This window comes from Amycolatopsis sp. lyj-109 (genome assembly GCF_046548995.1).
Taxonomy (GTDB): Bacteria; Actinomycetota; Actinomycetes; order Mycobacteriales; family Pseudonocardiaceae; genus Amycolatopsis.
Map to the genome: position 1 here is coordinate 70,603 of NZ_JAJPWR010000026.1, position 24,995 is coordinate 95,597.

Genomic DNA, 24,995 nt, shown 5'->3' on the forward strand with positions numbered 1-24,995 from the left:
CAGGTGTACTCCATCCGGGGCTGGATACGTCGAACGCCCCACCGGTTTCGTCCGATCAGTCGCGAACTCAGCCCGATCGTCCGGGTTCGGCCCGCCGCTGGGACATGTACACCGCCGCCGAGGTGCGCCGCTCGACGTTGAGCTTGTGCAGCACCGACGAGACGTAGTTCTTCACCGTCTTTTCGGCCAGGAACAGCCGCTCGGCGATCTGCCGGTTGGTCAGGCCCTCCGCCACCAGGTCCAGCACCCGCCGTTCCTGCGGGCTCAGCTGCTCGTACCGCGGGTCGGGGGCCGCGACGTTCTCACCGCGCAGCTTGTTCATCACCGACGCGGTGAGCGTGGCGTCCAGCAGGGAGCCGCCGGCGGCGACCGTGCGGACGGCCTCGATCAGCGACCGGCCGGACACCTGCTTGAGCATGTACCCGGCAGCGCCCGCCATGATCGCGCCGAACAGCGCCTCGTCGTCCGAATAGGACGTCAGCATCAGGCAGGCGGGCGGTGGGTCCACGGTGGACCGGATCTCCCGGCACACCGCCACGCCCTCGCCGTCGGGCAGCCGGACGTCGAGGACGGCCACGTCCGGGCGGGCCTGCGGGATCCGCACCAGTGCCTCGGCCGCCGTGCCGGCCTCCCCGACCACCTCGATGTCGGCTTCGGGTTCGAAGACGGTCTTCAGCCCGGTCCGGACCAGCTCGTGGTCGTCCAGCAGGAACACCGCGATCGTCATCGTCCACTCCCCTGCTCGCCGGTCATCGCCGGCAGCTCCGCCGTCCATTCCAGCCGCGCCCCGCCGTCTTCACCCGCCGCCAGCACGCAGTGGCCGCTCCACCGGGCCGCCCGCGAGGCGAGGTTGGCCAGGCCGCTGATCCGGTCCGTCTCCGCCGGCGGCCCAGTCCCGTTGTCGCGCACCACCAGCGTCAGCCGCCGGCCCAACCGGTCCACGGTGACCTCGACCGACGACGACTTCGCCCCCGCGTGCCGGGCGACGTTCGTCAGCGCTTCCCTCAGCGACGCCATCAGGTCGGAACGAACCGCGTCCGGCACCGCGGCGTCCAATGGGCCGTCGAAGCCGACGCGCGGCTCGAAGCCGAGCGCGTCCCGGGCGTCCACGGCCACCCGCAGCAGTTCCGCGCGGAGGCTGCCCTGCGCCTGCGCGGGCGCCTGGAGCGAGAAGATGCTGTTGCGGATCTCCCGGATCGTGCCGTCGAGGTCCTGGGCGAACCCGGCCACGCGCGCGCCGACACCGGCGTCGGCGATCAGCCTGCTGACGCCCTCCAGCCCCAGCCCGGTCGCGAACAGCCGCTGGATGACCAGGTCGTGCAGGTCGCGGGCGATCCGGTCGCGATCGGAGAACACCGCCAGCTGCTGACGCGCTTCCTGCGCCCGCGAGAACTCGACGGCGAGCGCGGCGTGCCCGGCGAAGGTTTCGGCCAACTGGACGTCGGATTCGGTGAACGGCGAGCGGTCGCGGAACTTCGCGACCACCAGCACCCCGAGGGTTTCCTCGCCGACGATCAGCGGTACCGAGATCGCCGAGTCGAGGTCCTTGATCATCGCCGGCATCGGCCCGGCGCGGTCGCGCTGCTGCTCCTGCACACGCTCGCCGTAGTCGCGGACCACGACCGGGCGCCGGGTGGTGAAGGCCATCCCGGTGGCGGTGCCCTCGGTCGGCACGGTCAGGCCGGTGAGGCGGTCGGCGTCCTCGCCCGGCGGCTCGACGACGTCGAACACGAGCCGGCCGGGACCGTCGGGCCGGGCGATCGCGCCGGCCGTCCCGCCGGCGACGACGCGGGCGCGTTCGGCGACCAGCCGCAGCGTGGCCCGCAGGTCCTGGGCCGCGAGCAGGGCGCGGGTGACGTCGTAGGACGCCTCGAGCCAGCGCTCGCGGCGGCGCATCTGGTCGACGAGCAGGGCCTTTTCGACGGCCATCCCGATGGCCGCGGTGAGCGCGCCGAGCACCTCGCGTTCCCGGCGGGCGAACTCCCCGCCCTCGCCGGGCTCGACGGTCAGCGTCCCGAACGTCTGCGTTCCCGCGCGGACCGGCAGCTCGACGGCGCCGGGACCGAGCGGGCCCCGGCCGTACCCGGCGGTCCCGTTCTCGGCGAGGTCCAGCCGGCCGCGCCGGGCGCCGAGCAGCTCGCACGTCGTCGTCACCGCGCGGTCTAGCAAGGCCGGCAGCTCCAGCTCGCGGGCGATGCCGCCCACCGCCGCCAGGATCGCCGGCATGCTGATTTCGTCCGCCACTTCCCGTCGACCCCGTTGGTTCCGCTCGTCTCCCGGGCCTGCCCCGGGCCGTCAAGGGTCCCACAGGCCACTGCCCGTGTCGGCCCAATCCGGTTCGTCCATCCGGTGGGTCGATGACGGAGGCTCTGCTGTTACGGGCGATCGGGGCTGTTACGGGCGATCGGGGCTGTTACGGGCGATCGGGGCTGTTACGGCGATCGGGAGATCACTCCGCGTGGCACGCGAGGCGGTGACCGCTGATGGTCTCCGCCGGGACGCGCAGGAACCGGTGGCCGGCGCGGGCGGGCGCCGGGCACGGGCAGGTGAGGTCGACGGCGACCGACTCGGTGGCGCGCCCCAGCAGGCTGACGTACCAGCCGGCGCCCAGGTCGGCGGCGAACTCGTCGACCTCGAAGGCGACGACGGCATCGCGCGCGCCCGCGTACAGGGGACTGCCGGGCGGGACGGCGAACACCACGGCGTCCTCGACGACCGTGAAGCGCACCGGACGCACCGCCGGCATCGCCCGGTGGGTGTAGATCACCCGTCCGAGGCTTGCCGTCCGAAGCAAGGCGAGGCACTGCTGCCGGTCCAGCAGCAGCCCGAAGCCCACGTCGTCCACCATCTCGTCCCTGTGTTTCTCCTGCGAATTCCCCGGCCACCAGCGTGATCGGTTCACCCGGTGCGCCGATAGGGCCGTTCGGCCCGGCCACCCGCGACGGCGCCGGCCACGCACATCGAGCCGATCCGGACCAGGGCCGGAAGACCCGGTTCGGGACGGCCGCCCGGCCGGTGCCACGGCCACGCGGAGTGACCTAGCGTCGTGACCGTCGGTTGCCGAGTACACAGGTAGAGGGGGTGAGGACCGATGCCGCCGCACTCCGCCGAGGGGGTTCCCACGCCCACGGCGATGTTCTCCCTCGATCCGGCGCTCGTCCGGTCGGCGGTGCAGGGCAACCGCGCCGCGGTGGCCGGGCTGCTGCGCGCGCTGCGGCCGATCGTCTTCCGCTACTGCCTGGGCCGGCTGCGCACGTGGCAGGACGGGTCGTCGGACGCCGAGGACTGCGCCCAGGACGTGCTGCTCGCGATCGTCCGCGCCCTGCCCGGGTACCGGCACTCACCCGAGGGCTTCGTGCCGTTCGTCTTCGGCATCGCCGCGCACAAGGTGTCCGACTTCCACCGCCGCCGGGCACGCGACCGCACCAGCCCGGTCGCCGAACTCCCGGCCGGCCGCACGGGCGGCGCGGACCCGACGGGCGAGGAGGTCGAGCGCTCCGCGGCGCTCGACTGGTCGTCCGGGCTGCTCGACACGCTCCCGCCGCGCCAGCGCGAGATCCTGGTGCTGCGGATCATCCTCGGCATGACGGCGGAGGAGACGGCCGCCGCGGTCGGCCTCGGCAGCGCCGGCGCGGTCCGGGTCGCCCAGCACCGCGCGCTCGCGACCCTGCGGCGGAGCCTGCTCGCCCACAAAGGCGTGTCCTGACGGCTCCGTCGTGAATGGCACCCGAGACCACCATTCCCGCATTTCACAGCAATTCGCGAGCGAAGTCCGCCCTGTGGGCATTCGCCTGGTCTCACCGGGGGATACGGATCCCGGTTCACTTCGGTTCAAAGTTTTTTCCGCGAGCGTCTCAGGCGAGGAGAACCCGCAGGTCAGAGGCCGCTTTCGCTACGGAAACACGAACCCGGCCTGACGGGTTGTAACTGTCGAAAAGAACTTCTTGCCCGGTGTCAAGCGCCCGTGTAGGTTCCATAACGGAACGATAACCAGCCGGTTGACGGCGCGGCCACGGGCAGGTGGGCGCGCGCAATCCACTGATGTCGGGTCAGTGGACCAGCCGGGCATCGTGCCCTGCCGATTGCACTTGCACCAAAACCCGCAAACAAACCCGTGACAGAACCCCGCCTGTTCGGGACGAGCCTGGGCTCGTACTCGTTCAGTGTCGCGCGTTCCCGCCAGCCCGACACCCGGAGGATTTCCCATGTCCAGCACCCAAGGACGGCATCGCCTTTCCCGCCGGACGAAGATCGCGACCGGCGGCCTCGCCCTCGCGATCGCGGTCGGTGGCATCGTCGTCGCGACGACCACCGGCAACACCGGTGAAGCCAGCGCCGACGAAGCGAACCCCGCGTTCTTCGTCGACATCCTGAAGGTGAAGCCGAACCAGTTCGACCCGCGCCCGGTCAGCGGCGCGGCGACGGGCACGTTCACCGTCGACTGCGGCCGCAACGAAAACCAGCACTTCAACCCGGACAACTTCATCGCCCAGCCCGGCGTCCGCAACGGCGCCCAGCACCTGCACGACTACGTCGGAAACCTGTCGACGAACGCCGACTCGAACAACAAGAGCCTGGTCAAGGCCGGCACCACCTGCCGCAACGGCGACAAGTCCGCCTACTTCTGGCCGGTGGTCCGCATCGACACCGGGGAAGAGGAAAAGAACGAGCCCGCCAAGGTGCCCGACGGCGACCGGGCGCAGGCCGACCGCGAGTCGAAGACCGTCCAGGTCGCGTGCCCGGACGTCGCCAGCAAGTTGCCGGACATCCCGGACCAGGCGATGACCGAAGTGGACAACAACCTGGACCAGCTCGACAACCAGGCCGACGAGGCCAACCAGCGCATCGCCGCGACGCAGGGCCAGGGCGGCCAGGACTTCGTGCGCAACGCGATCCTGAACCCGCTCAAGGATCGCCGCGCGGCGATCATCGACCGGATCGCCATCGCGATCGGCCGGTTCGCGCCGAAGCCGGGCGACCTCGGCGGCCTCGCGCCGTGCGGGACGAAGCCGGGCAAGGACACCGGAACGCCGACGCCGCCCCCGAGCACCACAGCCGGCGGCGCGCTTCCGGGGCAGGACGAGAACAACGAGCTGCCCGGCAACGACGGCAAGATCCTGCGCCCGCAGAAGGTGCAGCTCACCTTCCGCGGCAGCCCGGTCGGGAAGGTCGTGGCCATGCCGCGCTTCCTGCGCGTGCTCTACGGCGACGCGAAGGTGTCGACCAACGGGCTCGCCAACGCCAAGGCGAGCTGGACGTGCACCGGCTTCGAGAACCGCCTGATCGACAAGTACCCGATCTGCCCCCAGGGCAGCAAGGTCAAGCGCGTCCACACGTTCCCGAGCTGCTGGGACGGCAAGAACACCGACAGCGCCAACCACCGCACGCACATCGTGTTCCCGGATCAGTTCGGCCGGTGCGGCAAGGGTTTCAAGGCGGTGCCGCAGCTGCAGATCTCGCTGACCTACGACATCCCGCGGGACATCCAGCTCAAGAAGCAGTACAAAGTGGACGCTTTCCCGCAGGAGAAGCACAACCCGCTGTCCGACCACGACGACTTCGCCAACGTGATGTCGCAGCGGATCATGAACGGACTGGTGAACTGCGTGAACCGCGGGCGGACCTGCCGGGCGTGACCCCGAGGACCGGCGGCGCACCGGGGATGGTGCGCCGCCGGTTCCGCGCGCGAGAATGGCGGCATGGTCACCGGTGACGACGTTCGTGCGTTCGCGTCCACCCTCCCGCGCGCCTACGAGGCGGTGGTGCGCGACCGGATCAAGTTCCGGGTGGGCCAGATCGTGTTCGTGGCACTGTCGGCGGACGAAACCCTGATGGGCTTCGCCTTTCCCCGCGAGCAGCGGGAAGCGCTGATCGCGGCGGAGCCCGCCAAGTTCCTGCTGCCCGAACCCTCGGACATGCGCTTCCGCTGGCTGCGGTGCCGCCTCGCCGCGCTCGACCAGGACGAGCTGCGCGAGCTGGTCCTGGAGGCGTGGCGGATGTGCGTGCCGAAGAAGGTCTGGACCGCTTACGTGGAGACCCACCCGTTCTGACGGCCACCCGATCGACCTCGGTGGTGGCCGGGCCCGGGTGTACCTCCGGCACGGGTCATGAGGAACGCACGGGCCGGGTATGTGCACCGCATTCCGGAAGACGTCACGGTGCACACCCGGGAGCCATATTTGTTCACGTCACCCCGACCCGGTGGCACCACCGGGGAACACCCCACGACCCGTCAGGAGGAACCGCACCGTCGGCCGCATCCGCCCAGTAGTCACAGCCAAGCCGGCGTGCCGCGGCCCCCGCTCCCGGGGCCGCGGCACGGCCATGTCCGGCCCGTTTTCCGAGGGGTTCGCCATGCCTGACGACGTCCGCCCGCAGCTGACCGGGATCGAGATCCACGACCTCGAACCCGAGCTGTGCCTGCTCATCACGCCGAACGGCGGTCAGTTCCCGATCACCGCCCCGGTGCGGGAGTTCCGGGCGTGGCTCGGCCGGTGCGACGGCAGCCGCACCCGCGCGGAACTGCTGGCCGGGAGGAACCCCGACTACGCCGAAGTGCTCGACGTCCTCGAGGCCGACGGCTGCCTGCGCGCGGGCCGGGACGAGGAAGCCGGCCGGCTCGCCGCGACCACGGTGCTGCTCGCCGGGGCGCCCGAGCTGACCGGTCCCCTCGCGGACCTGCTCGCTCCGACCGGCTACGCGCGGATCGAACCGCTCACCGGTCTCGACCACTCCTTTCCGGCGGCCGCCCCGGCGCACGCCATGTACCGCCGGTGGGGCCGGCAGCCGATCGGCTCCCTGGCCCCCGGCCGCTCCGAGCTGCTGGTGCTGCCCCTTCACCGCGACAGGATCGTCGCCGCGTCGAGCCTGCCCCAGCCGTAGCGGGGTTCCAGACCCGGCCAAGTGCGCCCCAATGTGGCCTTGGTTGCGTCTGACGCACCGAAGGCCGCCTTGGGTGCGTCAGACGCACCGAAGGCCACATTGGGGCGCTTGGGCCGGCAGCTTCGCCGGGTCTGCGCGAGCCATTTCCGGGCAAGGGGAAATCACCGGGCGAGCACGGATCCGGAAATCGGGAAACGTCACCGTTTCGGGTATTCGCGTGAGCGTAACGCCGCACCGGGTGCCGGCGACTCACGAGGGTCCGGACCGGGGAGGAAGCATGGCGAAACGTCTGGTGATCTGCTGCGACGGGACCTGGAACAGCCTCCGCCAGCCGGCGCCCACCAACGTCGGCCAGCTCCAGAAGGTGGTCGCGCCTGCCGACCCGGCCGGCACCGAACAGCGGGTGTATTACCACGAAGGCGTCGGCACCGGAAAGCTGTGGGACCGCCTCACCGGCGGCGCTTTCGGCATGGGACTGTCGGCGAACGTGCAGGACGCTTACCGCTTCGTCGCCGAAAATTACGAACCCGGCGACGAATTGTTCTTCTTCGGCTTCAGCCGTGGTGCCTACACCGCGCGCAGCACGGTGGGCTTCATCCGCAACTGCGGTGTCCTGCGCCCCGGCGAGCTCGGCCGGCTCGACGAGGCCTACCGGCTCTACCGCGATCGCGACCGGGCCACCTCCGGCCCGGACAGCCCGCGGGCCCGTGAATTCCGCGCGAAGTACGCCCGTGAAGACCGGACACCCATCCGGTTCGTCGGCGTCTGGGACACCGTCGGCGCGCTCGGCATCCCCCTCAGCGGCGGTCGCCTGATCCACCTGCTGAACAAGCGCTGGCAGTTCCACGACATGGAGCTGACGTCGATCGTGCAGGCGGCGTTCCAGGCACTGGCGGTGGACGAGCACCGCAAGTCGTTCAGCCCGGCCGTGTGGGCACCGTCGAAGGCCTCGAACGGCCAGGTGCGCGAACAGGTCTGGTTCGCGGGCGCCCATTCCGACGTCGGCGGCGGCTACCGGCAGCCGGCCTTGTCGGACCTCGCCCTGCGGTGGATGGCCGATCGCGCCGAGCAGTGCGGGCTCGTGTTCGAAAAGGACGCGTTCGAGTACTTGGCTGCCCGCAACGAATTGGGCGAACTGCATAATTCGCTCACCGCGCTCTTCCGGTGGTTCGGCTCGGCGAACCGCGTCATCGGCCGGGCGGACCCGGCGACGGAGTTCGCGGGATCGTGCGCGGTGCAGCGCAGTGAGCAGATGCAGCCGCCGTACCAGCCCGGAAACCTCCTGGCATACCTCACAAATCCGGCACATCGGATCATGAAAACCTGACCCGGTTGCGGCATTCGGCGTAACTTGCCGGAAGCCTGTCACGCGGACCGGAATGCCGCCGATACGCCTCGCGGGATCTTCGTCATGGGGACGGAGAACACCCGCGAGGGGGGCGGATTTCGTGCTGTTTCCGTTACGGTCCCGTGGCCGGATCGCCGTGGTCACGGTATTGACCGCGGCGCTGGCCACCGTGGTGCCGGGCATCGCTCAGGCGGCGGCGCCACCGGCCGACGACGACTTCGACAATGCTGCCGTCGTCACGGCCTTGCCGTTCACGGCGCAGGAGGACACCGGCGCGGCCACCAAGGCGGCCGACGACCCCGGCTGGTGCAGCGGCTACGCCGCGGCCGGCACGGTCTGGTTCCGCTACACCGCGACGCAGGATGGCCTGCTGCGCGCCACCACGGCGGGCAGTGACCACCGGACACTCCTGTCCGCGAACACGGGCACACGCGGCGGCCTGCAGCCCGTCGCCGACGCCTGCGACTACGGAACCGGGCCGGCCGTCACGTTCCGCGCGACGGCCGGGACGACGTACTCCTTCCTGGTCGCCGGGATCGACGCTCCCGGTGGTGCGCTGTCGTTCGCGCTCGACACGGTGGCCCCGGCGCCCAACGACACCTCCGCGAACGCCGAGCCGGTGACCGCCCTGCCGTTCGCGAGGCACCCGGACCTCTCGGTGGCCGCGGCGGAGACCGGCGAGCCCGAATCGAGCTGCGTGGACGACGAGGGCCAGCCTTCGGTCTGGTACTCCTACACCGCCTCCGGTGCGGCGCAGCCGCTCACCGCGCGGGTCGAAGGCACCGACGCCACCGTCACCGTCTACGCCGGACACTCGGGGGCAGACCTGGCCCAGGTCGCCTGCGCACGGAACAATTCCGCCCGCCCGGCCCTGTTCCGGTCGAGCCCCGGCACGGTCTACGCCATCCGCGTCACCGGCGCGCACCACAGCTACGGGACGTTCACCTTCTCCCTGGCGGAGACGCCGCCGCTGAACCCGGACGTGGAGGTCTGGCCGTCGTCCCCGACGGTGTTCGACAACGTCGGCTTCTCCGCGTCGTCGTGGGAGCAGATCGATCTGCCGCTGGGCGGGACGTGGGACTTCGGCGACGGCACGAGCGCGCCGGTGGGTACCGAGACCGTGTACCACCGCTACACCGCCGACGGCGTCTACTCCGCCACGCTCCACGCGACGTCGCCCGACGGGCGCACCGCGACGGTGACCCAGTCCGTCACGGTGACCACGCACGACGTCGGGATCTCGAAGTTCACCGTCCCGTCCTCGGCGCGGCAGGGCGAAAGCAAGTCGATCACTGTCGACGTGACGAACACGCGGTACGCCGAAACGGTGACCGTCGTGCTCTCCAAGCGGTCCACGAGCGGGACCGAGATCGGCCGGCTGACCCTGCAGGTGCCCGCGCGGGCCACCGGCAAGGTCCGCTTCCCGTTCGCCTACACCTTCACCCCGGACGACGCGGCCGCCGGAAAGGTCGCCTTCCAAGCGGAGGTCCAGCTGGCGTACCCGTCGACCGATGCCTTCCCGGGCGACAACGAGGCGATCTCCATCGCCACGACCGTCAAGCCGCCCGCCACGCGCATCGTCGCCGTCTGACCACTTCCAGGGGGAACCACATGAAACTCCGCCCGTTGCTCGCCGGCCTCGCGGCCGTCACGGCCGCGCTGCTGGCGCCCGGGGTCGCCCACGCGGCGGCCCCGTCCAACGACGACTTCGGCTCCGCCACCGCCGTCACCGCCCTGCCGTTCACGGCGTCCCAGGACGTCCGGGAGGCGACGAAGGCGCCCGACGACCCGACACCGTGCAACACCTACACGACGTGGAGCGTCTGGTACGACTTCACCGCGCCCGCGGACGCCTTCGTCCGGGTGACGCCGTCCAGCACCGGGACGCGGCCGTTCGTCGCCGTCTACACCGGTGACCGCGGGTCGCTGACGCAGGTCCCGGGTGCCTGCCGCACGTGGGACAGCCCCGGCTACGTGACCTTCCGCGCCACCGCCGGGACGACCTACCACGTGCTGTTCGCCCAGCAGTACAACCAGGGCGACCTCACCGCGGAGTTCACCACCGTGCCGCCGGCGCAGAACGACGGCTTCGCGGCGGCCACGCCCGTCTCGGTGCCCGGGGACTACGCCGGCGACCTGACCGCGGCGTCCGCCGAGCCCGGCGAGGTGCGGCCGAGCTGCGACCCCGCCGCGGAGAAGTCCGTGTGGTTCGCATTCACCCCCGACCGCACCCGGTCGGTGAGCGCGCTGGCGATGTACGACTGGGGCCCAGGCATCACGGTGTACCGGGGCACGACGCCGGACTCGCTGTCCGAAGTGGACTGTGTCGCCTCCGGCGACCGCCGGGCCGCCGTGTTCACCGCGGTCGCCGGGCAGTCCTACCGGATCCGCGTCGCCGACGACGTCGAGGCCGCTTCGCCGTTCCAGCTGCGGCTCGACACGGCACCGCCGCTGGCGCCGTTCGTGACGCCGTACCCGAACAACCCCACGGTCTACACCGATGTGACGCTGGTTCCGTATTCGGGCGACAGCCTCAGGCGGGACTTCGTCAGCGGCGAGGTGCGCTTCGGCGACGGCGGGTCGGCCCCCATCACCGGTGCGCCCATCGTGCACCGGTACGCCGCGGACGGCGAGTACCGCATCGAGGTCACCGGGGCGACCGCCGACGGCCGGACCGGCACCGGCTTCGACACGGTGAAGGTCGAAACGCACGACGTGTCCCTTTCGGACTTCGTCGTGCCGGCCAAGGGGCGGGTGGACGACACCAAGCCGATCAAGGTGTCGGTCGCGAACACCCGCCACGACGAGACGGTCACGGTCACCCTGTCGAAGCTGAACGAGCAGGGCTACTACCAGGAGGTCGGGCAGCTGAAGCAGTGGGTGCCGGCGGCCGCGGGCCGCAAGGTCGTCTTCCCGTTCGCGTACACGTTCACCGCGGCCGACGCCGCGGCGGGCAAGGCGGAGTTCAAGGTGTACGCGAGCCTCGACCCGTCCTACCGCGAGGACGCTCGCCCGGCGGACAACGAGCTACGCGGTTCGACCGCGGTCCGGGCGAAGACCGCGATCGCGATGTCCTGACGTCCGTTGTGGACGGACGCGAGCGGGCCCCTGTCCGGGAGAGGTGGACAGGGGCCCGTTCGCGGTCAGGGTGTCAGTGGTTGACCTGGAACCACGGCTGCGACCAGCCGAGGTAGGTCTGGCCCCACTTGCTCTTGATCTGCGCGATCGTCGTCTCGGTGTAGCTGCCGTAGCCGTTGATGTCGTTCGACAGGAACTTGCCGTCGCCGATCGAGATCATCGTGTGGCCGGCACCGCTGCTCTTGAAGAAGGCGAGCCCGCCGGCCGGGACCTGGTAGTCACCCGGGTGCTTGAACGACGACGGGATCTGGGTCCAGTGGATGTAGGCCGTGTTCGAGCCCGAGGCGGTCCAGCCGTAGTTCTGCGCGTTGATCCGGTCGCACCAGCCCTCGTAGGAGTCGAGGTCGTTGGTGTGGATACGGGTCTTGGCGTAGGCCACCGCCTGCGCGCAGGTCTTCGGGTCGCCGGTGCCCGCGGTGGAGCAGGTCAGCGTCGAGCCCGCACAGTCGGGGGCGACCCGGCCGTCGGAGCCGGTGTAGACGTAGGCGTCGCTGACGTAGCCGTCGCCCACCTTGTCCCAGATGTCCGAGGTGCCGTACTTGCCGTCGACCGTGGATCCGTTGGTCTGGCAGGTGATGGTCACCGCGGTGCCTTCGGCGATGCTGCCGACCGAGCTCGCGGTGGCGCTCGGGCTGGACCGCACGGTCAGCGGCGCACCCGAGTCGGTGTGCACCGTGCCGGTGGCCGCGAACGCCGGGCCCGCCCCGACGACCACGATCGCCGCGGCGATGCCGGCCACCCCGGCCATCCGCTTCACGATACCCATGTTCATTGTTCCGTCCTCCAGTTTTCCGGTATGGGGACAGAATGGGGATCGCTGGTACAAGCGCCGTACAAATGGTGGCCGGATTTGTGGAGATGCGGCAAAGCGGACGAAACCCCGGCACCAGGGCGGGGTTTCGTCCGGTTCAGGCAAGATATTCCGCGGCGGCGCGCAAACTGACCCAGGAGCCGCTGAACGTGTCGATCCGCGGACCGTCGCCTGCGGGCCCCGGCACGCCGGTTTCCACCCGGATGAACTCCACAGTGGACAACGCGGCCAGCAGCTGCCGCACCCGCGGGTGCCGGTGTGCCTCCCGCGTGACCACGACGACGCTGGGGAACTCCCGCGCCGCCGCGAGCACCGCCTCGGCGTCGTCCGGGGTCGCGGTCATCGCCCGGGTCCCCGGCAGGAGCTCGGCCAGGTGCGCGCCGAGGCCCCACGGCATCGGCCCGGCGGCGATGGTCGGCTCGGTCTGGACGTCGACCACCAGCGGTGGTCCGGCCAGCCGCGGCTCGCCCTGGACCCGAAGGGCCTTGCGGGCGGCTTCGAGACCGAGCCGCCGATCGACGGGACCGACCTTCGCCGGTGCCGGGTCGGTGCCCAGCGCCGCCGTCCGCTCGGCTGCTTCCGCCAGCCGTTCCAGGGGCAGCTCCCCCGCCGCGACCGCGGCCACGATCGCCGTGACGCACGCGTCCAGGTGCGCGGCCTCGAACGCCGCACCACCCAGGCACAGAGCGTCGGCGCCCGCGGCCAGGGCCCGGACGGCGGAGCGGCCGAGGCCGTCGTGCTTGCCGTACGCGCCCGAGACCGCGCCCATCTCCAGCGCGTCGGTGATCACCGCGCCGGTGAAGCCGAGCTCGCCGCGCAAGACGTCGGTGAGCGCGGTGCGGTTGAGCGTGGCCGGCTCGTCGCCCCAGGCCCGGACCACCAGGTGGCCGGACATCACCGAGCGCACCCCGGCCCGGATCGCCGCGGCGAACGGGACCAGCTCGATCTCGCGCAGTTCCTCGACCGTGCGCGGCAGCACCGGCAGCGCCACGTGCGAGTCCTCGGTCGCCGCGCCGTGGCCCGGGAAGTGCTTCGCGCACGCCGCGACGCCGTACTTCTGCAGGCCGGTCACGTAGGCCGCGACGTGCGGCGACGCCTTCGCCGGGTCGGACCCGAACGCCCGGACGCCGATGATCGGGTCCTCGGCGGCCAGGGTGAGGTCCGCGCAGGGCGCGAGGTTCACCGTGACGCCGCAGGCCGCCAGCCGCTCGCCGAGCGCGGCGGCGACGGCCGTGGTCAGCTCCGGGTCGTCGGCCGCGCCCAGCGCCAGCGGACCCGGCACGAACGACCCGGTGTTCACGTCGAGGCGGGTGACGTCACCCCCCTCTTCGTCGATGCCGACGACCACGCCGTCCCGCTCGCCGCGCAGCTGTGCGGTCAACGCGGCGACCTGCTCGTCGTCGACGACGTTGCGGCCGAACAGCACCACCCCGCCCAGGCCTTCGGCGACCCGGCGGCGCAGCCAGTCCGGCGCGGTCGTCCCGGCGAACCCGGGCAGGAGGACGGCTTCGGCGAGCTTCTCGGGCGAAGACTGCGTCTCGGGCGTGGACTGTGTCTCGGGCGTGAACAACGGGGCTACCCCTTCACGGCGCCGGCGGTCGCGCCGGACACGAGCTTGCGCTGCACGAGCAGGAAGAAGATCAGCGCCGGGATCGCGTAGATGACCGACGCGGCCATGACGCCGCCCCAGTCGGTGGCGAACGCGGTGCGGAACGACGCCAGCCACACCGGCAGCGTCTCCTTCGGCTTGTCCTGGATGAACACCAGCGCGAACAGGTACTCGTTCCACGCGGTGATGAAGCTGAACACCGAGGTGGTGACCAGTCCCGGCCCGAGCAGCGGCAGCGTGACGCGGCGGAACGCGCCGGTCTGGCTGCAGCCGTCGATCATCGCGGCCTCTTCCAGCTCGTACGGGATCCCGTTGACGAAGCCGTAGAGCATCCAGACCGTGAACGGCAGCGTGGTGGCGAAGTAGATCAGCAGCAGCGACGGCAGTGTGTTTAGCAGCCCGGCGTCCCGCATCAGCAGGAACAGCGGGATGAACAGCGCCGACACCGGGGCCAGCTGCGCGACCATGACCAGCACCAGGAAACCGCGGCGGCCGGTGAACCGCAGCCGCGACAGCGGGATCGCGGCCAGGGTGCCGGCGACCAGCGCGCAGAGCACCGACCCGACCGTGACGATCAGGCTGTTCATCAGGTAGACCGGGAAGTTGTCCTTGCCCAGCGCGGTGGCGAAGTTGCCGAACGAGATCGACGTCGGGATCAGGTCGTACTTCGGCGAGAGGATCTGGCCGGGCGATCTCAGCGACGTGACGAACATCCAGTACGTCGGGAAGACGATGGCCAGCGCCACCAGGACGCCGACGACCGACAGCGCGATCCGCTGCGGCAGCGATTTCCTCACTTGAGATCACCTTCCGGGGTCCGGACGAGCAGCTGGATGTACCGGCCGGTGACGATCGCCAGCACGATCAGCATCAGCGTCGCGATCGCGCCCGCCGCGCCGAAGTGGTTGCCCGCGATGCCCTTGAGGTACAGGACGACGGCCAGGGTGGTGCTCCCGCCGTCGGGCCCGCCCTCGCGAATGGCCCAGATCTGGGCGAAGGCGTTGAAGTCCCACAGCACCGACAGGAACGTCACCATGGTGGTGATCGGCCGGATGGCGGGCCAGGTGACCGCCCGGAACGTCTGCCACGCGCTCGCGCCGTCGATGCCCGCGGCCTCGTACTGCTCGCGTGGCACGCCGATGATGCCCGCGTACAGCGAGAACGTCACGAACGGCACGGCCTGCCAGACGATGAGCAGCCCGATCACCGTCAGCGTGCTGGCGCCGCTGGAGAACCACGAGAACCCGATGAAGCCGGGGAAGCCCAGCCGGTCGAGTGTCTTGTTGAGGATGCCGTACTGCTGGTCGAAGATCCACTGGAACACCGTGGTCGTGGCGATCACCGGGGTGGCCCACGCCAGGACCAGCGTCACCTGCACCATGATCCGCACGACCGGGCCGAGGTGGCGCATGAGCACCGCCAGCAGCAGCCCGCCGAGGATGGTGGCGGCCACGATGGCGGCGGTGAACACCAGCGTCCGGACGGTGACCGTCCAGAACTCCGGGTCCGACAGCGTGTTCGTGTAGTTGTCGAACCCGATCCAGACGGTCTTGCCGGAGACGAGCTGGCCGATGTCGAGCTTGCGGAAGCTGATCGCGAGCACCTGGACCAGCGGCCAGGCGAGCAGCACCAGGATGGCCGCCAACGCGGGGAGCAGCAGCAGGTACGGGAGCACCCGGTCGCCGAACCGGCCCCGCCTGCGCTTCTTGACCCGGGTGTCGCGCGGCGATGCCGGCGGGGTCGCCCCCGCCGGCATCGTCACATTCGCGGTCGCGGTCATCCGCCGATGAGCTTGTTCAGCGCTGCGTTGGCGTCGGCGGTCGCCTGGTCCAGGGTCTTCTTGCCGGTCAGGTACGCGGTCAGCATGTCCTTGACCGGGTTCTGGCCGGACTCCACGTCACCCCACTTGGGGCTGGCCGGCACGGCCTTGCCGTTGGCCGAAGCCTTGGCCATCACGCTGCCCAGCGGGTCCTTGTCCAGGCCGGTGAGGTCGGTCGACGTGCCGGGCACGACGCCGGCGGCGGCGAGCTGGCTCTGGTACTTCGGGCTGGAGATCAGCTTGATGTACTCCTTGGCCGCGGCCACGTTCTTGCTGTTGGCCGGGATGGCGAGGTTCGAGCCACCCAGGAAGACCGGGGCGCTCTGGCCGGCGGTCTTGCTCGGGATCGCGAAGGCGCCGGTCTTGCCGGTGAGGCTCGCGTCGGTCTTGGCCGCGGTGGCCAGTTCCCACGGGAGGCCGATCATCATGGCCACCTTGCCGGCGCCGTAGACGGTCGCCTGCTGCGGCTTGGCCTCGTCGGCGTCCTTCGGCGCCTTGGTGCCGGAGGTGTCGACGAGCTTCTTGTAGAAGTCCAGGCCGGCCTTGGCCTCGGGGGTGTCGAGGGTGGCCTTGTAGTTCTTGCCGTCGGCCTTGGCGATGTCCCCGCCGTTGTCCCAGATGAACGACAGCAGCGCGTACCAGTTCTGGCCCGGCATGTAGAGCGCCTGGAAGTCGGGGTCGGAGCCGAACTTCGTCTTCAGCTTGGTGATCGCGTCGATCCACTCGTCGTTCGACGTCGGCGCCTTGGTGATGCCGGCCTGCTCGAACATGTCCTTGCGGTAGATGACCTCACGGTTGGCCGCGTAGAACGGGACGCCGTAGATCTTGCCTTCGTAGGTGCCCGAGTCCGCGAGACCCTTGAGCCACTGGGCGCCGTTGAAGTTGTCCTTGTCGGCGGTCAGGTCGGTCAGCACGCCGTCGTTCGAGGCGAACGCCGCGGTCTGCGTGTTGCCGATCTCGATCACGTCCGGCGGCGCGCCGCTGGCCAGCGCGGTGGTCAGCTTCTGCTGGATGCCGTCCCACTGCTGGACTTCGTACTTGACCTTGACCCCGGGGTGCGCGGCCTCGAACTCCTTGTTGAGCGCGTCGGTCGTCTTCTCCGGCGCGGAGCCGGTCATCAGCCAGACCGTGACGGTCCCGCTCAGCGGTGCATTGCCGCTCGACGAGGCCGCGGTGTCCGAGCCACCGGACCCCGCGCAGCCCGCGGTCGCGAGCGTGAATGCGGCGGCGCCCGCCGCCAGCTTGAGCCAGCGTTTCACTCGATGCCGTCCTTTCCATGCCCGGCCACCGTGGCCGAGCGCCCCAAATGGTGTAGACCAATGTTGGGGTTAGAGTGGTACGTACCACAGGCCCTGTCAAGGCGGTTGCCGGAACGTTGTAAACGCATGCGGCGAGTAGCCGGACGGTTACCCGCACCCGGAGCGACGTGCCAGAAGTCGTCCGGATACGAACGTGTCCCGGACGTTTTTCACCGGCGGGGCACGGGAATCGCCCGCGCCCGCGAAACTCGGCCACGACGAAAACCGCCCCGGGAAAGACTTCCCGGGGCGGTGGAGGCGATCAGGCCGGCGTTTTCACCGGTGGGACCGCGTGTCGGCGGGCGCGGTGGGCGGCCATCCGCACCGGCGCGTTGACCACGCCGAAGCCGCGGTAGCCGCCGATGCGCTGCACCACCTCGAAGAACACTCGCGCGCCGGCGAGCGCGGTGTAGAAGTGCAGGAACTCGCCGTCTTCGTCCCGGTCGTAGAGCACCGAACGCTCCCGCAGCGCGGCGAGTCGTCCCAGCGGCAGGTCCAGCCGGGCTTCGAGGTCGTCGTAGTAGTTGCCGGGGATGTCCAGCAGCGGTGCGCCCGCCGCCCGCATCGCCGTGGCCGCGGCGAGCGCGTCCGTGCAGGCGAACGCCACGTGCTGCGGTTCGGGGACCGCCGGCGCCCATTCGCCGCGGCGGACCACGGCGGCCTCCAGCGTCAGCCGGACCGCCCCCGCCGCCACCGAGCGGCTGCGCACCAGCCCGAACGGCGCCGCGAACTCCGTCACCGGCGACGGCGTCAGCCCGAACACCGAGCGGTAGAACAGGGCCGCCTCCTCGAAGTGGTCGAAGGGCTGCGTGAGCGCCACATGATCGATTCCGAAGACGCCGGCGCCGGCGGCCGTTTCGCCGGTCGGCACGAAGTCGTCCCGCCAGTCGTCCCCGCCGCAGAGGAAGACTTCGGTGCCGTCCGGTGCGGCGACGGCACCCAGGTCGGCTTCCCGCGGCCCGCGGGTCCGCGGCAGGACCGGTGCGAGCAGGGCTTCGGCCCGGCGGGTCGAGCGGGCCTGGTCGGTGCTGGTCAGCGCGACCGCGCCGACCGCGCCGTGCGCCGCACCGCCTTCGTTGACCACCACCCGGGCCTCGCCCTGCTCCCACAGCTCGACCGGCTTGGTGCGGTGCACGCCGGTGCGCGCGAACCCGAGCGAGGCCAGCACCCTGCCCGCGCCCGGATCGGTGACGACCTCGGCGAACGCGTGCCCGGTCAGCGCCGGCGCGCCCGGCAGGGTCACCACGCCCAGGGATTCCTTCAGGGCCAGCAGGGACCGCAGCGCGTCGACCGCGGCCGGGCGCGGGTCGGCCTGGCGGAACACGTCGTTGAAGACTTCCAGCGACAGCGGCCCGCGGTAGCCCGCGGCGAGCACGTGCCCGGTGAACGCGGTCAGGTCGAAGTCGCCTTGGCCGGGAAAGAGCCGGTGGTGCCGGCTCCACGGCAGCACGTCCATCGGCAGCCTGGGCGCGTCGGCGAGCTGCAGGAAGAAGATCTTGTCGCCGGGGATCGCGCGGATCGGTGCCGGGTCGTGCCCCTTGGAGAGGATGTGGAAGCTGTCCAGGCAGACGCCCAGCGCGGGGTGCGCGGCGCGGCGGACGATGCGCCAGGCGTGCTGGTAGCCGCTGACGTGCCGGCCCCAGGCCAGGGCTTCGTAGGCGATCCGCAGCCCGCGGGTCGAGGCCAGCTCCGCCAGCGCCCGCAGCTGCTCGGCGGCGAGTTCGTCGTCGTCGATCGCCTCCGGCGAGACCGACGAGCAGACCAGGATCGTCTCGGCGCCGAGCTCGGCCAGCACATCGAACTTGCGCGCCGCGCGGCGCAGGTTGGCCCGGTGCAGGTCCGGCGGGACGGCTTCGAAGTCGCGGAACGGCTGGTAGAGGTCGATCGACAGGCCGAGGTCGGCGCAGCGGCGGCGGATCTCGGCCGGGCTCGCCGGGGACACGATCAGGTCGTTCTCGAACAGCTCGACGCCGTCGAACCCGGCCGCGGCGGCCGCGGCGAGCTTGTCTTCCAGGGTGCCGGACAGGCAGACGGTGGCGATCGCGGTGCGCGGCTCAGGCGGCACGGGCGGCCTCCCCTTCCAGGGCGTCGAAGTGGCGCAGCATCCGGGCCGGGTCGGGCTCGGCGCCGGTGAAGAGCCGGAACGATTCGGCGGCCTGCAGCACGACCATGCCGCCGCCGTGCAGCACCCGGCAGCCGCGGGCGCGGGCCGCGGCCAGCAGCGCGGTTTCCAGCGGGCGGTAGACGATGTCGGCGACCCAGAGCCGCGGGTGCAGCAGCTCGGCCGGCACCGGCGAGCCGGGGTGGGCGGCCATCCCGGTCGGGGTGGCGTGCACGAGGCCGTCGGCGCGGTGGATCGCGGTCGGGTCGCCGGTTTCCGCCCGGCCCGGGCCGAACCTCCGTTCGAGCGCCTCGACCAGGTGGGCACTCCGGTCGCCGTCGACGTCGTGGACGGTGAGCCGCCCGGTGCCGAGCGAGAGGAGCGCGTGCGCGACCGCCGCACCCGCTCCCCCGGCGCCCAGCAGGACGACGTCGTCCATCCGCACGTCCGGCAGGCCCCGGCTCAGGCTGCGCGCGAACCCCGTCGCGTCGGTGTTGTGGCCGACCGCGCGGCCCTTCTCGAAGACGACGGTGTTGACCGCGCCGAGCGCTTCGGCTTCCGGCGAGAGCTCGTCCAGGTGCGCCACGACGGCCTGCTTGGCCGGGTGGGTGACGTTGAGGCCGTCGAACCCGGCGAGGCGGGCGGCGGCGAGGACGTCGGCGACCGGGCGGCGCAGCACGTCGAGGTCCAGCAGCCGGTAGACGTAGCGGAGGCCGAGCTCGTCGGCCTCGCGTTCGTGCAGTGCCGGGCTGGCGGACGGCCCGATGCCCGTGCCGACGAGTCCGATCAGGTAGCTGGTCACGCGTCACCCTTCGGCCGCTAATGTACGAACTAGTACGTTCACGGTAGCGCGGCGTCCGCCCCGACGGAAGGGCTGGACTAGAGTGGGTGTTCACCTGCAGCGGAGGGAGCCCGGTGGCCGCACCATCGTCGGAGGCCGAGCGCCAGCGCGACAAGGAACGGACCCGCGCCGACATCCTCGCGGTGGCCACCCGGGAGTTCGCGGACAAGGGCTACACCGGCGCCCGGGTCGACGAGATCGCCGCCCGCACCAGCACCACCAAGCGGATGATCTACTACTACTTCGGCGGCAAGGAACAGCTCTACATCGCCGTGCTGGAGCGGGCGTACTCCGCGCTCCGGGCCTCGGAACAGCAACTCGACGTCGAACACCTCGAGCCGGAGGACGCGCTGCGGCAGCTGGCCGCGCTGACGTTCGACCACCACGAGGCACACCCGGACTTCATCCGGCTGGTCAGCATCGAGAACATCCACTACGCGGAACACCTGTCGCAGTCAGAGATCCTGGCCGGACTGGCCGACCCGGCCCTCGGCGGGATCACGCGAATCCTCGAGCGCGGCCGGAAGGCCGGCCTGTTCCGCGAGGACGTCGACGCGCTCGACGTCCACATGGTCATCAGCTCGTTCTGCGTGTTCCGGCTGGCGAACCGGCACACGTTCCAGGCGATCTTCGGCCGCGACATGCTGGACCCGGCCCGCCGCGAGCACTACCGCGCGATGCTGGGCACCCTGCTGATCGAGTACCTGACCGCGCGCTGAGCTCCGCGCTCCCCCGGCAAAAAGGATCTCTTGACACCCGGGGTCCGGTCTCGCACTCTTTATTAACTAACTAGACCGTACATTGCTTCCCCGCCGACTCTGCGCAACGAAGCACGGACGTCAGGAGATCGTGCCCGTGACCGGATCGATGCCCCGCAAGGCGGCGCTGGCCGCCTGGATCGGCAGCGCGCTCGAGTACTACGACTTCTTCATCTACGGCACCGCCGCCGCGCTCGTGTTCGGCAAGGTGTTCTTCCCCGCCTCCTCCCCCGCCACCGGCACCCTGCTCGCGCTGGCCACCTTCGGCGTCGGCTACCTCGCCCGGCCGGTCGGCGCGTTCGTCCTCGGCCACGTCGGCGACAAGTTCGGCCGCAAGCGCGTGCTCGTCTTCACCCTGCTGCTCATGGGCTTCGCGACGTTCTGCGTCGGCTGCCTGCCGACGTACGCGAGCGTCGGCGTCCTCGCGCCGATCCTGCTGGTCGTTCTCCGCCTGCTGCAAGGACTTTCCGCGGCCGGCGAGCAGGCGGGCGCGAACTCGATGTCCCTGGAACACGCGCCGGAGCACCGGCGCGCCTACTTCACCAGTTTCACCTTGAGCGGCACGCAGGCCGGCCAGATCCTGGCCACCGCGATCTTCCTCCCCGTCGCCGCGCTGCCGGCGGAAGACCTGCTGACCTGGGGCTGGCGGCTGCCGTTCTGGGGCAGCGCGCTCGTCGTGGTCGTCGGCTTCGTGATCCGGCGCAAGCTCGACGAGACGCCGGTGTTCGCCCGCACCGAGGTCGCGAAACTGCCGGTGGCGCTGCTGTTCCGCCACCACTGGGTGGACGTCCTGCGCGTGATCGTGGCGGCGACGATCGCCTCGGTGAGCACCATTTTCACGGTGTACGCGCTGAGCTACGCGGTGAACACGATCGGCCTGGCCCGCACCCCGATGCTCTGGGTCGGCGTGCTGGCGAACGTCGTCGCACTGGCGGCGATCCCGCTGCTGGCCGGGCTCGCCGACCGCGTCGGGCGCAAACCGGTGTTCATCACCGGCTGCCTGGCCTGCGGCGTCCTGATCTTCCCGTACCTGTGGTCGATCTCGATCGGCTCGTACGCGCTGCTGTTCGTCCTCGGCATCGTGCTGTTCGGGGTGGCGTACTCGGGCGTGAACGGGGTCTGGCCGTCGCTGTACGGCGAGATGTTCAGCGCCCGCGTCCGCCTGTCCGGCATGGCGATCGGCACCCAGATCGGCTTCGCGGTGGCAGGCTTCGCCCCCAGCGTCGTGGCGGCGATCGGCTCGGGCAAGGACGACTGGCTCGGCGTCGCGATCTTCACCGCGGTGGTCTGCGTGGCGGCGGCCCTGGCCGCGGCGACGGCCCGCGAGACCTACCGGGTGCCGACGGCGCACCTGGGCGGCGCGGCACCCGCGGCACCGTCCACAGTGGTCGCGTCCGCCGTGGACGGTTAGCGGCGAAGGGCTCGTGAGTGAGAACCAGTGTTCTGGCGAACGGCCGTTCCCGCCCCGACCTACGTTGTCAGTCGGGGCAGGAACGGCCAACTCACGCACCGGAACGGCCAACTCGCCGCGGTGCGGGTGAGTTGGCCGTTCCGGTTGGTGAGTTGGCCGTTCCGGGCGGTGAGTTGGCCGCCGGGGGGGGGTGTTGTTGCCGGGGCTGGGGTGCGTTCCCGGCCGGCGCAGACGCCCCGCGCCGTAGGTAGGCAAGTGACAGCTGGCGCTGACACTGTTTCTCACTCACGACCCGTGGTGCTCGCGGTCAGACCTTCGGGGCCGGGGTGTCCACCGCCTTCACCCGCTCCAGCAGCAGCTGAGCGACGTCACGCACGTCGACGTTCTCCGCCTTCTGCTCGCTCTGCCGCTGGACCAGGCCGTCCGTCAGCATCACGCGGCAGAACGGGCAGCCCGTCACGATCGTCTCCGCGTCCGTGGCGATCGCCTCGTCGACCCGCTCCAGGTTGATGCGCTTGCCGATCTGCTCCTCCATCCACATCCGGGCGCCACCCGCGCCGCAGCACAGGGCCCGGTCCGCGTGGCGGGGCATCTCGGCCAGCGAAGCGCCCGTTGCCCCGACCAGCTCGCGCGGGGGCGTGTAGACCTTGTTGTGGCGCCCGAGGTAGCAGGGGTCGTGGTAGGTGACCTTCGGGCCGTCCTCCACCGGCTTGACCGGGGTCAGCTGACCGCCGCGGACCAGGCGGTTGAGGAGCTGCGTGTGGTGGACGACCTCGTAGTGGCCGTCCAGGTCCGGGTACTCGCGGCCCAGGGTGTTCAGGCAGTGCGGGCAGGTCGTGACGATCTTGCGCAGGCGCGGCTCGCGGCCCTCGAACACGGCGTTCAGCGTCTCCGCCGTCTGCTGGGCCATCATCTGGAAAAGGAACTCGTTGCCCGCCCGGCGTGCCGGGTCACCGGTGCAGGACTCCTCCTTGCCCAGCACCACGTACTTCACCCCGGCGATGTGCAGGAGCTCGGCCGTGGCGCGGACGGTCTTGCGCGCCTGGTCGTCGAACGCACCGGCGCAGCCGACCCAGTAGACGTACTCGACGTCCTCGGCCAGCTCGCCGTCGAACACCGGGACGTCGAAGCCGAGGTCCTTGGTCCAGGCGAGGCGCTCCGCGTTGTTCTGGCCCCACGGGTTGCCCTTGGTCTCCAGGTTCTTGAACAGCCCGCCCAGCTCGGTCGGGAACGCCGACTCGATCATCACCTGGTAGCGGCGCATGTCGACGATGTGGTCGACGTGCTCGATGTCCACCGGGCACTGCTCGACGCACGCGCCGCAGGTCGTGCACGACCAGAGGACGTCCGGGTCGATGACGCCGCCGTCGGCCTCCGGGCCGACCAGCGGGCGTGCCTCTTCGTGCTCGGTGCCCGCCAGGATGTAGGGCGCCTCTTCGAAGAGGTTGTCGCGCAGGTTCATGATGACGAGCTTGGGCGACAACGGCTTGCCGGTGTTCCACGCCGGGCACTGCGACTGGCAGCGGCCGCACTCGGTGCACGTGGCGAAGTCCAGCATGCCCTTCCAGGTGAAGTCGCCGATCTTGCCGCGGCCGAACGTGTCGTCCTCGCCCGGGTCCTCGAAGTCGATCGGCTTGCCGCCGGACTCCATCGGCAGCAGCGGGCCGAGCGCGTCCGGCAGCCGCTTCGCCGAGACGTTGATCGGCGCCACGAAGATGTGCAGGTGCTTGGAGTAGAGCACGATCGACAGGAACACCAGCATGACGCCGATGTGCAGCATCAGGCCGACCGTCTCGAGGACTTCGGTGGTCGAGTGGCCGAGCGGTTCGAGAAGGTTCCCGACGCCGAGGGAGACGTACGCCCCGTTGTCGTACGGGAAGTTGCCGGACGCCGAGGAGGCCCCGCGGAAGAAGAACATCGTCCACACGACGTTGAAGATCATGAAGAGGATCAGCCACGCTCCGCCGGTGTGCGACCCGTAGAAGCGCGACGCGCGGTCCTTGCGCGCGGGGGCGTTGCGGATCCGGATCACCGTGAACACGCCCAGCGAGACGGCCACCGCGACGGCGATGAAGTCCTGCAGGAACCCGAGCACCGCCCAGTGACCGATCCACGGGATGGCGAACTTCTCGTCGAACAGCGCGCCGTAGGCCTCGAGGTACACCGAGGCGAGGATCACGAAGCCCCAGAACGTGAAGAAGTGCGCCAGGCCGGGCACCGACCACTTCAGCAGCTTGCGCTGGCCGAACACCTCGCGCACCTGCGCGAAGACCCGGGCGCCGAGGTCGTCGGACCGCTTGGCGTCGGGCTGGCCGGCTTTGATCAGCCGATACAGGAAGGCCACGCGCTTGCCGGCGACGGCGAGGCCGACGACGGTCATGAGCAGACCGAGGATGAGACGAACGAGCACGAGTCCTCCGCGTCGTGATGGAAGGACCGGCTCAGTGCGAGCCGGTGTAGTACCGGCACGCCTTGCACGCGTACCGCATCTTCGCGATCCGCCAGTGCTTCCGGTACAGATCGAGGTCGGGCGAGCGCCGGACGCCGAGGCGCTGGTAGCGCCCGGGCCGCCGGCCGGTTTCGTACTGCTCGGTCGCGCGGCCGAGGTGGGCGCGCCGCAGCACGCACCCCTGCGTCCGGCAGCGGCCGAGCACCGTGCGGCAGAACCGGTGCAGCAGCACGAGCTCGCCGGTCACTTCTTCGACCACGCCGTAGCCGGGGTGGTCGCCCGGCCCGGCGAGCCGCACCGGCAGCCCGCAATACGCGCATTTGAGCGTGCAGGGAAGGCAGCCGGTGAGGTGCCGGATCCGCAGGTCGCGCCGGTCTTCGGAGCCGGGTCCTCGGACGCGCGACGCCATGAAGCCTCCCGGAACGACTGTGATCGGCACCACTGCCTGCTACTGGAGGGTAATGAGGAGGTCACTTCACGCGACAGGACTGAACGGATCAGTTTCACTGCTCCGTTCGGCGCAATTCATG

At 70.7% G+C, this 24,995-nt stretch carries 21 protein-coding genes; 9 read left to right on the plus strand and 12 right to left on the minus strand.

Annotated features, from left to right (window positions below):
* Positions 1 to 67: 67 nt before the first annotated feature.
* The 3 genes from ACLJQF_RS39680 to ACLJQF_RS39690 form a co-directional block, all read right to left on the minus strand.
* Positions 68 to 727, minus strand: a complete 660-nt coding sequence (locus ACLJQF_RS39680; protein ID WP_410615437.1) for a response regulator — start codon at positions 725 to 727, stop codon at positions 68 to 70.
* Complete coding sequence (locus tag ACLJQF_RS39685; RefSeq protein ID WP_410615485.1) at positions 724 to 2,226, minus strand: GAF domain-containing sensor histidine kinase; 1,503 nt, start codon at positions 2,224 to 2,226, stop codon at positions 724 to 726. The genes ACLJQF_RS39680 and ACLJQF_RS39685 overlap by 4 nt, the downstream gene beginning before the upstream one ends.
* A 223-nt stretch (positions 2,227 to 2,449) precedes the next feature.
* Positions 2,450 to 2,848 carry a pyridoxamine 5'-phosphate oxidase family protein gene (locus tag ACLJQF_RS39690; RefSeq protein WP_410615438.1) on the minus strand — a complete coding sequence of 133 codons (399 nt, stop codon included), beginning with the start codon at positions 2,846 to 2,848 and terminating at the stop codon, positions 2,450 to 2,452.
* Between the two features lie 243 nt (positions 2,849 to 3,091).
* Here ACLJQF_RS39690 and ACLJQF_RS39695 point away from each other — a divergent pair, with 243 nt between their 5' ends.
* From ACLJQF_RS39695 to ACLJQF_RS39725, 7 genes are all read left to right on the plus strand, one after another.
* The gene (locus ACLJQF_RS39695) at positions 3,092 to 3,706 is read left to right on the plus strand and encodes a sigma-70 family RNA polymerase sigma factor (protein WP_410615439.1); all 615 of its coding nucleotides are present in this window, start codon (positions 3,092 to 3,094) and stop codon (positions 3,704 to 3,706) included.
* A 499-nt stretch (positions 3,707 to 4,205) separates the two neighbouring features.
* Entirely contained in the window at positions 4,206 to 5,636 is a 1,431-nt protein-coding gene (locus tag ACLJQF_RS39700) for a DUF1996 domain-containing protein (protein WP_410615440.1), read from the plus strand.
* Positions 5,637 to 5,699: 63 nt separating this feature from the next.
* Positions 5,700 to 6,050 (plus strand): MmcQ/YjbR family DNA-binding protein, encoded by a 351-nt coding sequence (locus ACLJQF_RS39705; protein WP_410615441.1) that lies wholly within the window; start codon positions 5,700 to 5,702, stop codon positions 6,048 to 6,050.
* A gap of 304 nt (positions 6,051 to 6,354) precedes the next feature.
* The gene (locus tag ACLJQF_RS39710) at positions 6,355 to 6,882 is read left to right on the plus strand and encodes a hypothetical protein (RefSeq protein ID WP_410615442.1); all 528 of its coding nucleotides are present in this window, start codon (positions 6,355 to 6,357) and stop codon (positions 6,880 to 6,882) included.
* 277 nt (positions 6,883 to 7,159) lie between these two features.
* Positions 7,160 to 8,209 carry a DUF2235 domain-containing protein gene (locus ACLJQF_RS39715; protein ID WP_410615443.1) on the plus strand — a complete coding sequence of 350 codons (1,050 nt, stop codon included), beginning with the start codon at positions 7,160 to 7,162 and terminating at the stop codon, positions 8,207 to 8,209.
* 157 nt (positions 8,210 to 8,366) lie between these two features.
* Complete coding sequence (locus ACLJQF_RS39720; RefSeq protein WP_410615444.1) at positions 8,367 to 9,821, plus strand: PKD domain-containing protein; 1,455 nt, start codon at positions 8,367 to 8,369, stop codon at positions 9,819 to 9,821.
* Between the two features lie 20 nt (positions 9,822 to 9,841).
* Positions 9,842 to 11,308 carry a hypothetical protein gene (locus ACLJQF_RS39725; RefSeq protein ID WP_410615445.1) on the plus strand — a complete coding sequence of 489 codons (1,467 nt, stop codon included), beginning with the start codon at positions 9,842 to 9,844 and terminating at the stop codon, positions 11,306 to 11,308.
* A gap of 73 nt (positions 11,309 to 11,381) precedes the next feature.
* On the opposite strand, the gene ACLJQF_RS39730 is transcribed toward ACLJQF_RS39725, so the two are convergent.
* The 7 genes from ACLJQF_RS39730 to ACLJQF_RS39760 all read right to left on the minus strand — a co-directional run bounded on the left by ACLJQF_RS39730 (position 11,382) and on the right by ACLJQF_RS39760 (position 19,808).
* Positions 11,382 to 12,140 carry a hypothetical protein gene (locus ACLJQF_RS39730; RefSeq protein ID WP_410615446.1) on the minus strand — a complete coding sequence of 253 codons (759 nt, stop codon included), beginning with the start codon at positions 12,138 to 12,140 and terminating at the stop codon, positions 11,382 to 11,384.
* A 136-nt stretch (positions 12,141 to 12,276) separates the two neighbouring features.
* A complete protein-coding gene (locus ACLJQF_RS39735) occupies positions 12,277 to 13,749 on the minus strand; it encodes a glycoside hydrolase family 3 protein (RefSeq protein WP_410615447.1) in 1,473 nt (490 codons plus the stop codon).
* A gap of 5 nt (positions 13,750 to 13,754) precedes the next feature.
* Positions 13,755 to 14,585, minus strand: coding sequence for a carbohydrate ABC transporter permease (locus tag ACLJQF_RS39740; RefSeq protein ID WP_410615448.1), 831 nt, complete (start codon positions 14,583 to 14,585; stop codon positions 13,755 to 13,757).
* Complete coding sequence (locus ACLJQF_RS39745; RefSeq protein ID WP_410615449.1) at positions 14,582 to 15,568, minus strand: carbohydrate ABC transporter permease; 987 nt, start codon at positions 15,566 to 15,568, stop codon at positions 14,582 to 14,584. Before ACLJQF_RS39745 ends, ACLJQF_RS39740 begins: the two co-directional genes overlap by 4 nt.
* Positions 15,565 to 16,866 carry a sugar ABC transporter substrate-binding protein gene (locus ACLJQF_RS39750; RefSeq protein WP_410615450.1) on the minus strand — a complete coding sequence of 434 codons (1,302 nt, stop codon included), beginning with the start codon at positions 16,864 to 16,866 and terminating at the stop codon, positions 15,565 to 15,567. The genes ACLJQF_RS39745 and ACLJQF_RS39750 overlap by 4 nt, the downstream gene beginning before the upstream one ends.
* Positions 16,867 to 17,167: 301 nt before the next feature.
* Entirely contained in the window at positions 17,168 to 18,970 is a 1,803-nt protein-coding gene (locus ACLJQF_RS39755; protein WP_410615451.1) for a TIM barrel protein, read from the minus strand.
* Complete coding sequence (locus ACLJQF_RS39760; RefSeq protein WP_410615452.1) at positions 18,960 to 19,808, minus strand: shikimate dehydrogenase; 849 nt, start codon at positions 19,806 to 19,808, stop codon at positions 18,960 to 18,962. Before ACLJQF_RS39760 ends, ACLJQF_RS39755 begins: the two co-directional genes overlap by 11 nt.
* A 113-nt stretch (positions 19,809 to 19,921) precedes the next feature.
* On the opposite strand from ACLJQF_RS39760, the gene ACLJQF_RS39765 reads away from it, so the two are divergent.
* Positions 19,922 to 20,566, plus strand: a complete 645-nt coding sequence (locus ACLJQF_RS39765; protein ID WP_410615453.1) for a TetR/AcrR family transcriptional regulator — start codon at positions 19,922 to 19,924, stop codon at positions 20,564 to 20,566.
* 136 nt (positions 20,567 to 20,702) lie between these two features.
* Entirely contained in the window at positions 20,703 to 22,016 is a 1,314-nt protein-coding gene (locus tag ACLJQF_RS39770; RefSeq protein ID WP_410615454.1) for an MFS transporter, read from the plus strand.
* 307 nt (positions 22,017 to 22,323) lie between these two features.
* Here the strand turns inward: ACLJQF_RS39770 and ACLJQF_RS39775 are convergent, their stop codons facing one another.
* Positions 22,324 to 24,426, minus strand: coding sequence for a (Fe-S)-binding protein (locus ACLJQF_RS39775; RefSeq protein WP_410615455.1), 2,103 nt, complete (start codon positions 24,424 to 24,426; stop codon positions 22,324 to 22,326).
* A gap of 31 nt (positions 24,427 to 24,457) precedes the next feature.
* Positions 24,458 to 24,874 (minus strand): hypothetical protein, encoded by a 417-nt coding sequence (locus ACLJQF_RS39780; RefSeq protein WP_410615456.1) that lies wholly within the window; start codon positions 24,872 to 24,874, stop codon positions 24,458 to 24,460.
* Positions 24,875 to 24,995: the final 121 nt, after the last annotated feature.

Bases quoted from the DNA above. Each gene is read 5' to 3' on its own strand.
- ACLJQF_RS39725 (WP_410615445.1), top strand. From the start codon at position 9,842: ATGAAACTCCGCCCGTTGCTCGCCGGCCTCGCGGCCGTCACGGCCGCG.
- ACLJQF_RS39715 (WP_410615443.1), top strand. From the start codon at position 7,160: ATGGCGAAACGTCTGGTGATCTGCTGCGACGGGACCTGGAACAGCCTC.
- ACLJQF_RS39680 (WP_410615437.1), bottom strand. From the start codon at position 727: ATGACGATCGCGGTGTTCCTGCTGGACGACCACGAGCTGGTCCGGACC.
- ACLJQF_RS39695 (WP_410615439.1), top strand. From the start codon at position 3,092: ATGCCGCCGCACTCCGCCGAGGGGGTTCCCACGCCCACGGCGATGTTC.
- ACLJQF_RS39685 (WP_410615485.1), bottom strand. From the start codon at position 2,226: ATGCCGGCGATCCTGGCGGCGGTGGGCGGCATCGCCCGCGAGCTGGAG.
- ACLJQF_RS39690 (WP_410615438.1), bottom strand. From the start codon at position 2,848: ATGGTGGACGACGTGGGCTTCGGGCTGCTGCTGGACCGGCAGCAGTGC.
- ACLJQF_RS39700 (WP_410615440.1), top strand. From the start codon at position 4,206: ATGTCCAGCACCCAAGGACGGCATCGCCTTTCCCGCCGGACGAAGATC.
- ACLJQF_RS39745 (WP_410615449.1), bottom strand. From the start codon at position 15,568: ATGACCGCGACCGCGAATGTGACGATGCCGGCGGGGGCGACCCCGCCG.
- ACLJQF_RS39730 (WP_410615446.1), bottom strand. From the start codon at position 12,140: ATGAACATGGGTATCGTGAAGCGGATGGCCGGGGTGGCCGGCATCGCC.
- ACLJQF_RS39780 (WP_410615456.1), bottom strand. From the start codon at position 24,874: ATGGCGTCGCGCGTCCGAGGACCCGGCTCCGAAGACCGGCGCGACCTG.
- ACLJQF_RS39710 (WP_410615442.1), top strand. From the start codon at position 6,355: ATGCCTGACGACGTCCGCCCGCAGCTGACCGGGATCGAGATCCACGAC.
- ACLJQF_RS39705 (WP_410615441.1), top strand. From the start codon at position 5,700: ATGGTCACCGGTGACGACGTTCGTGCGTTCGCGTCCACCCTCCCGCGC.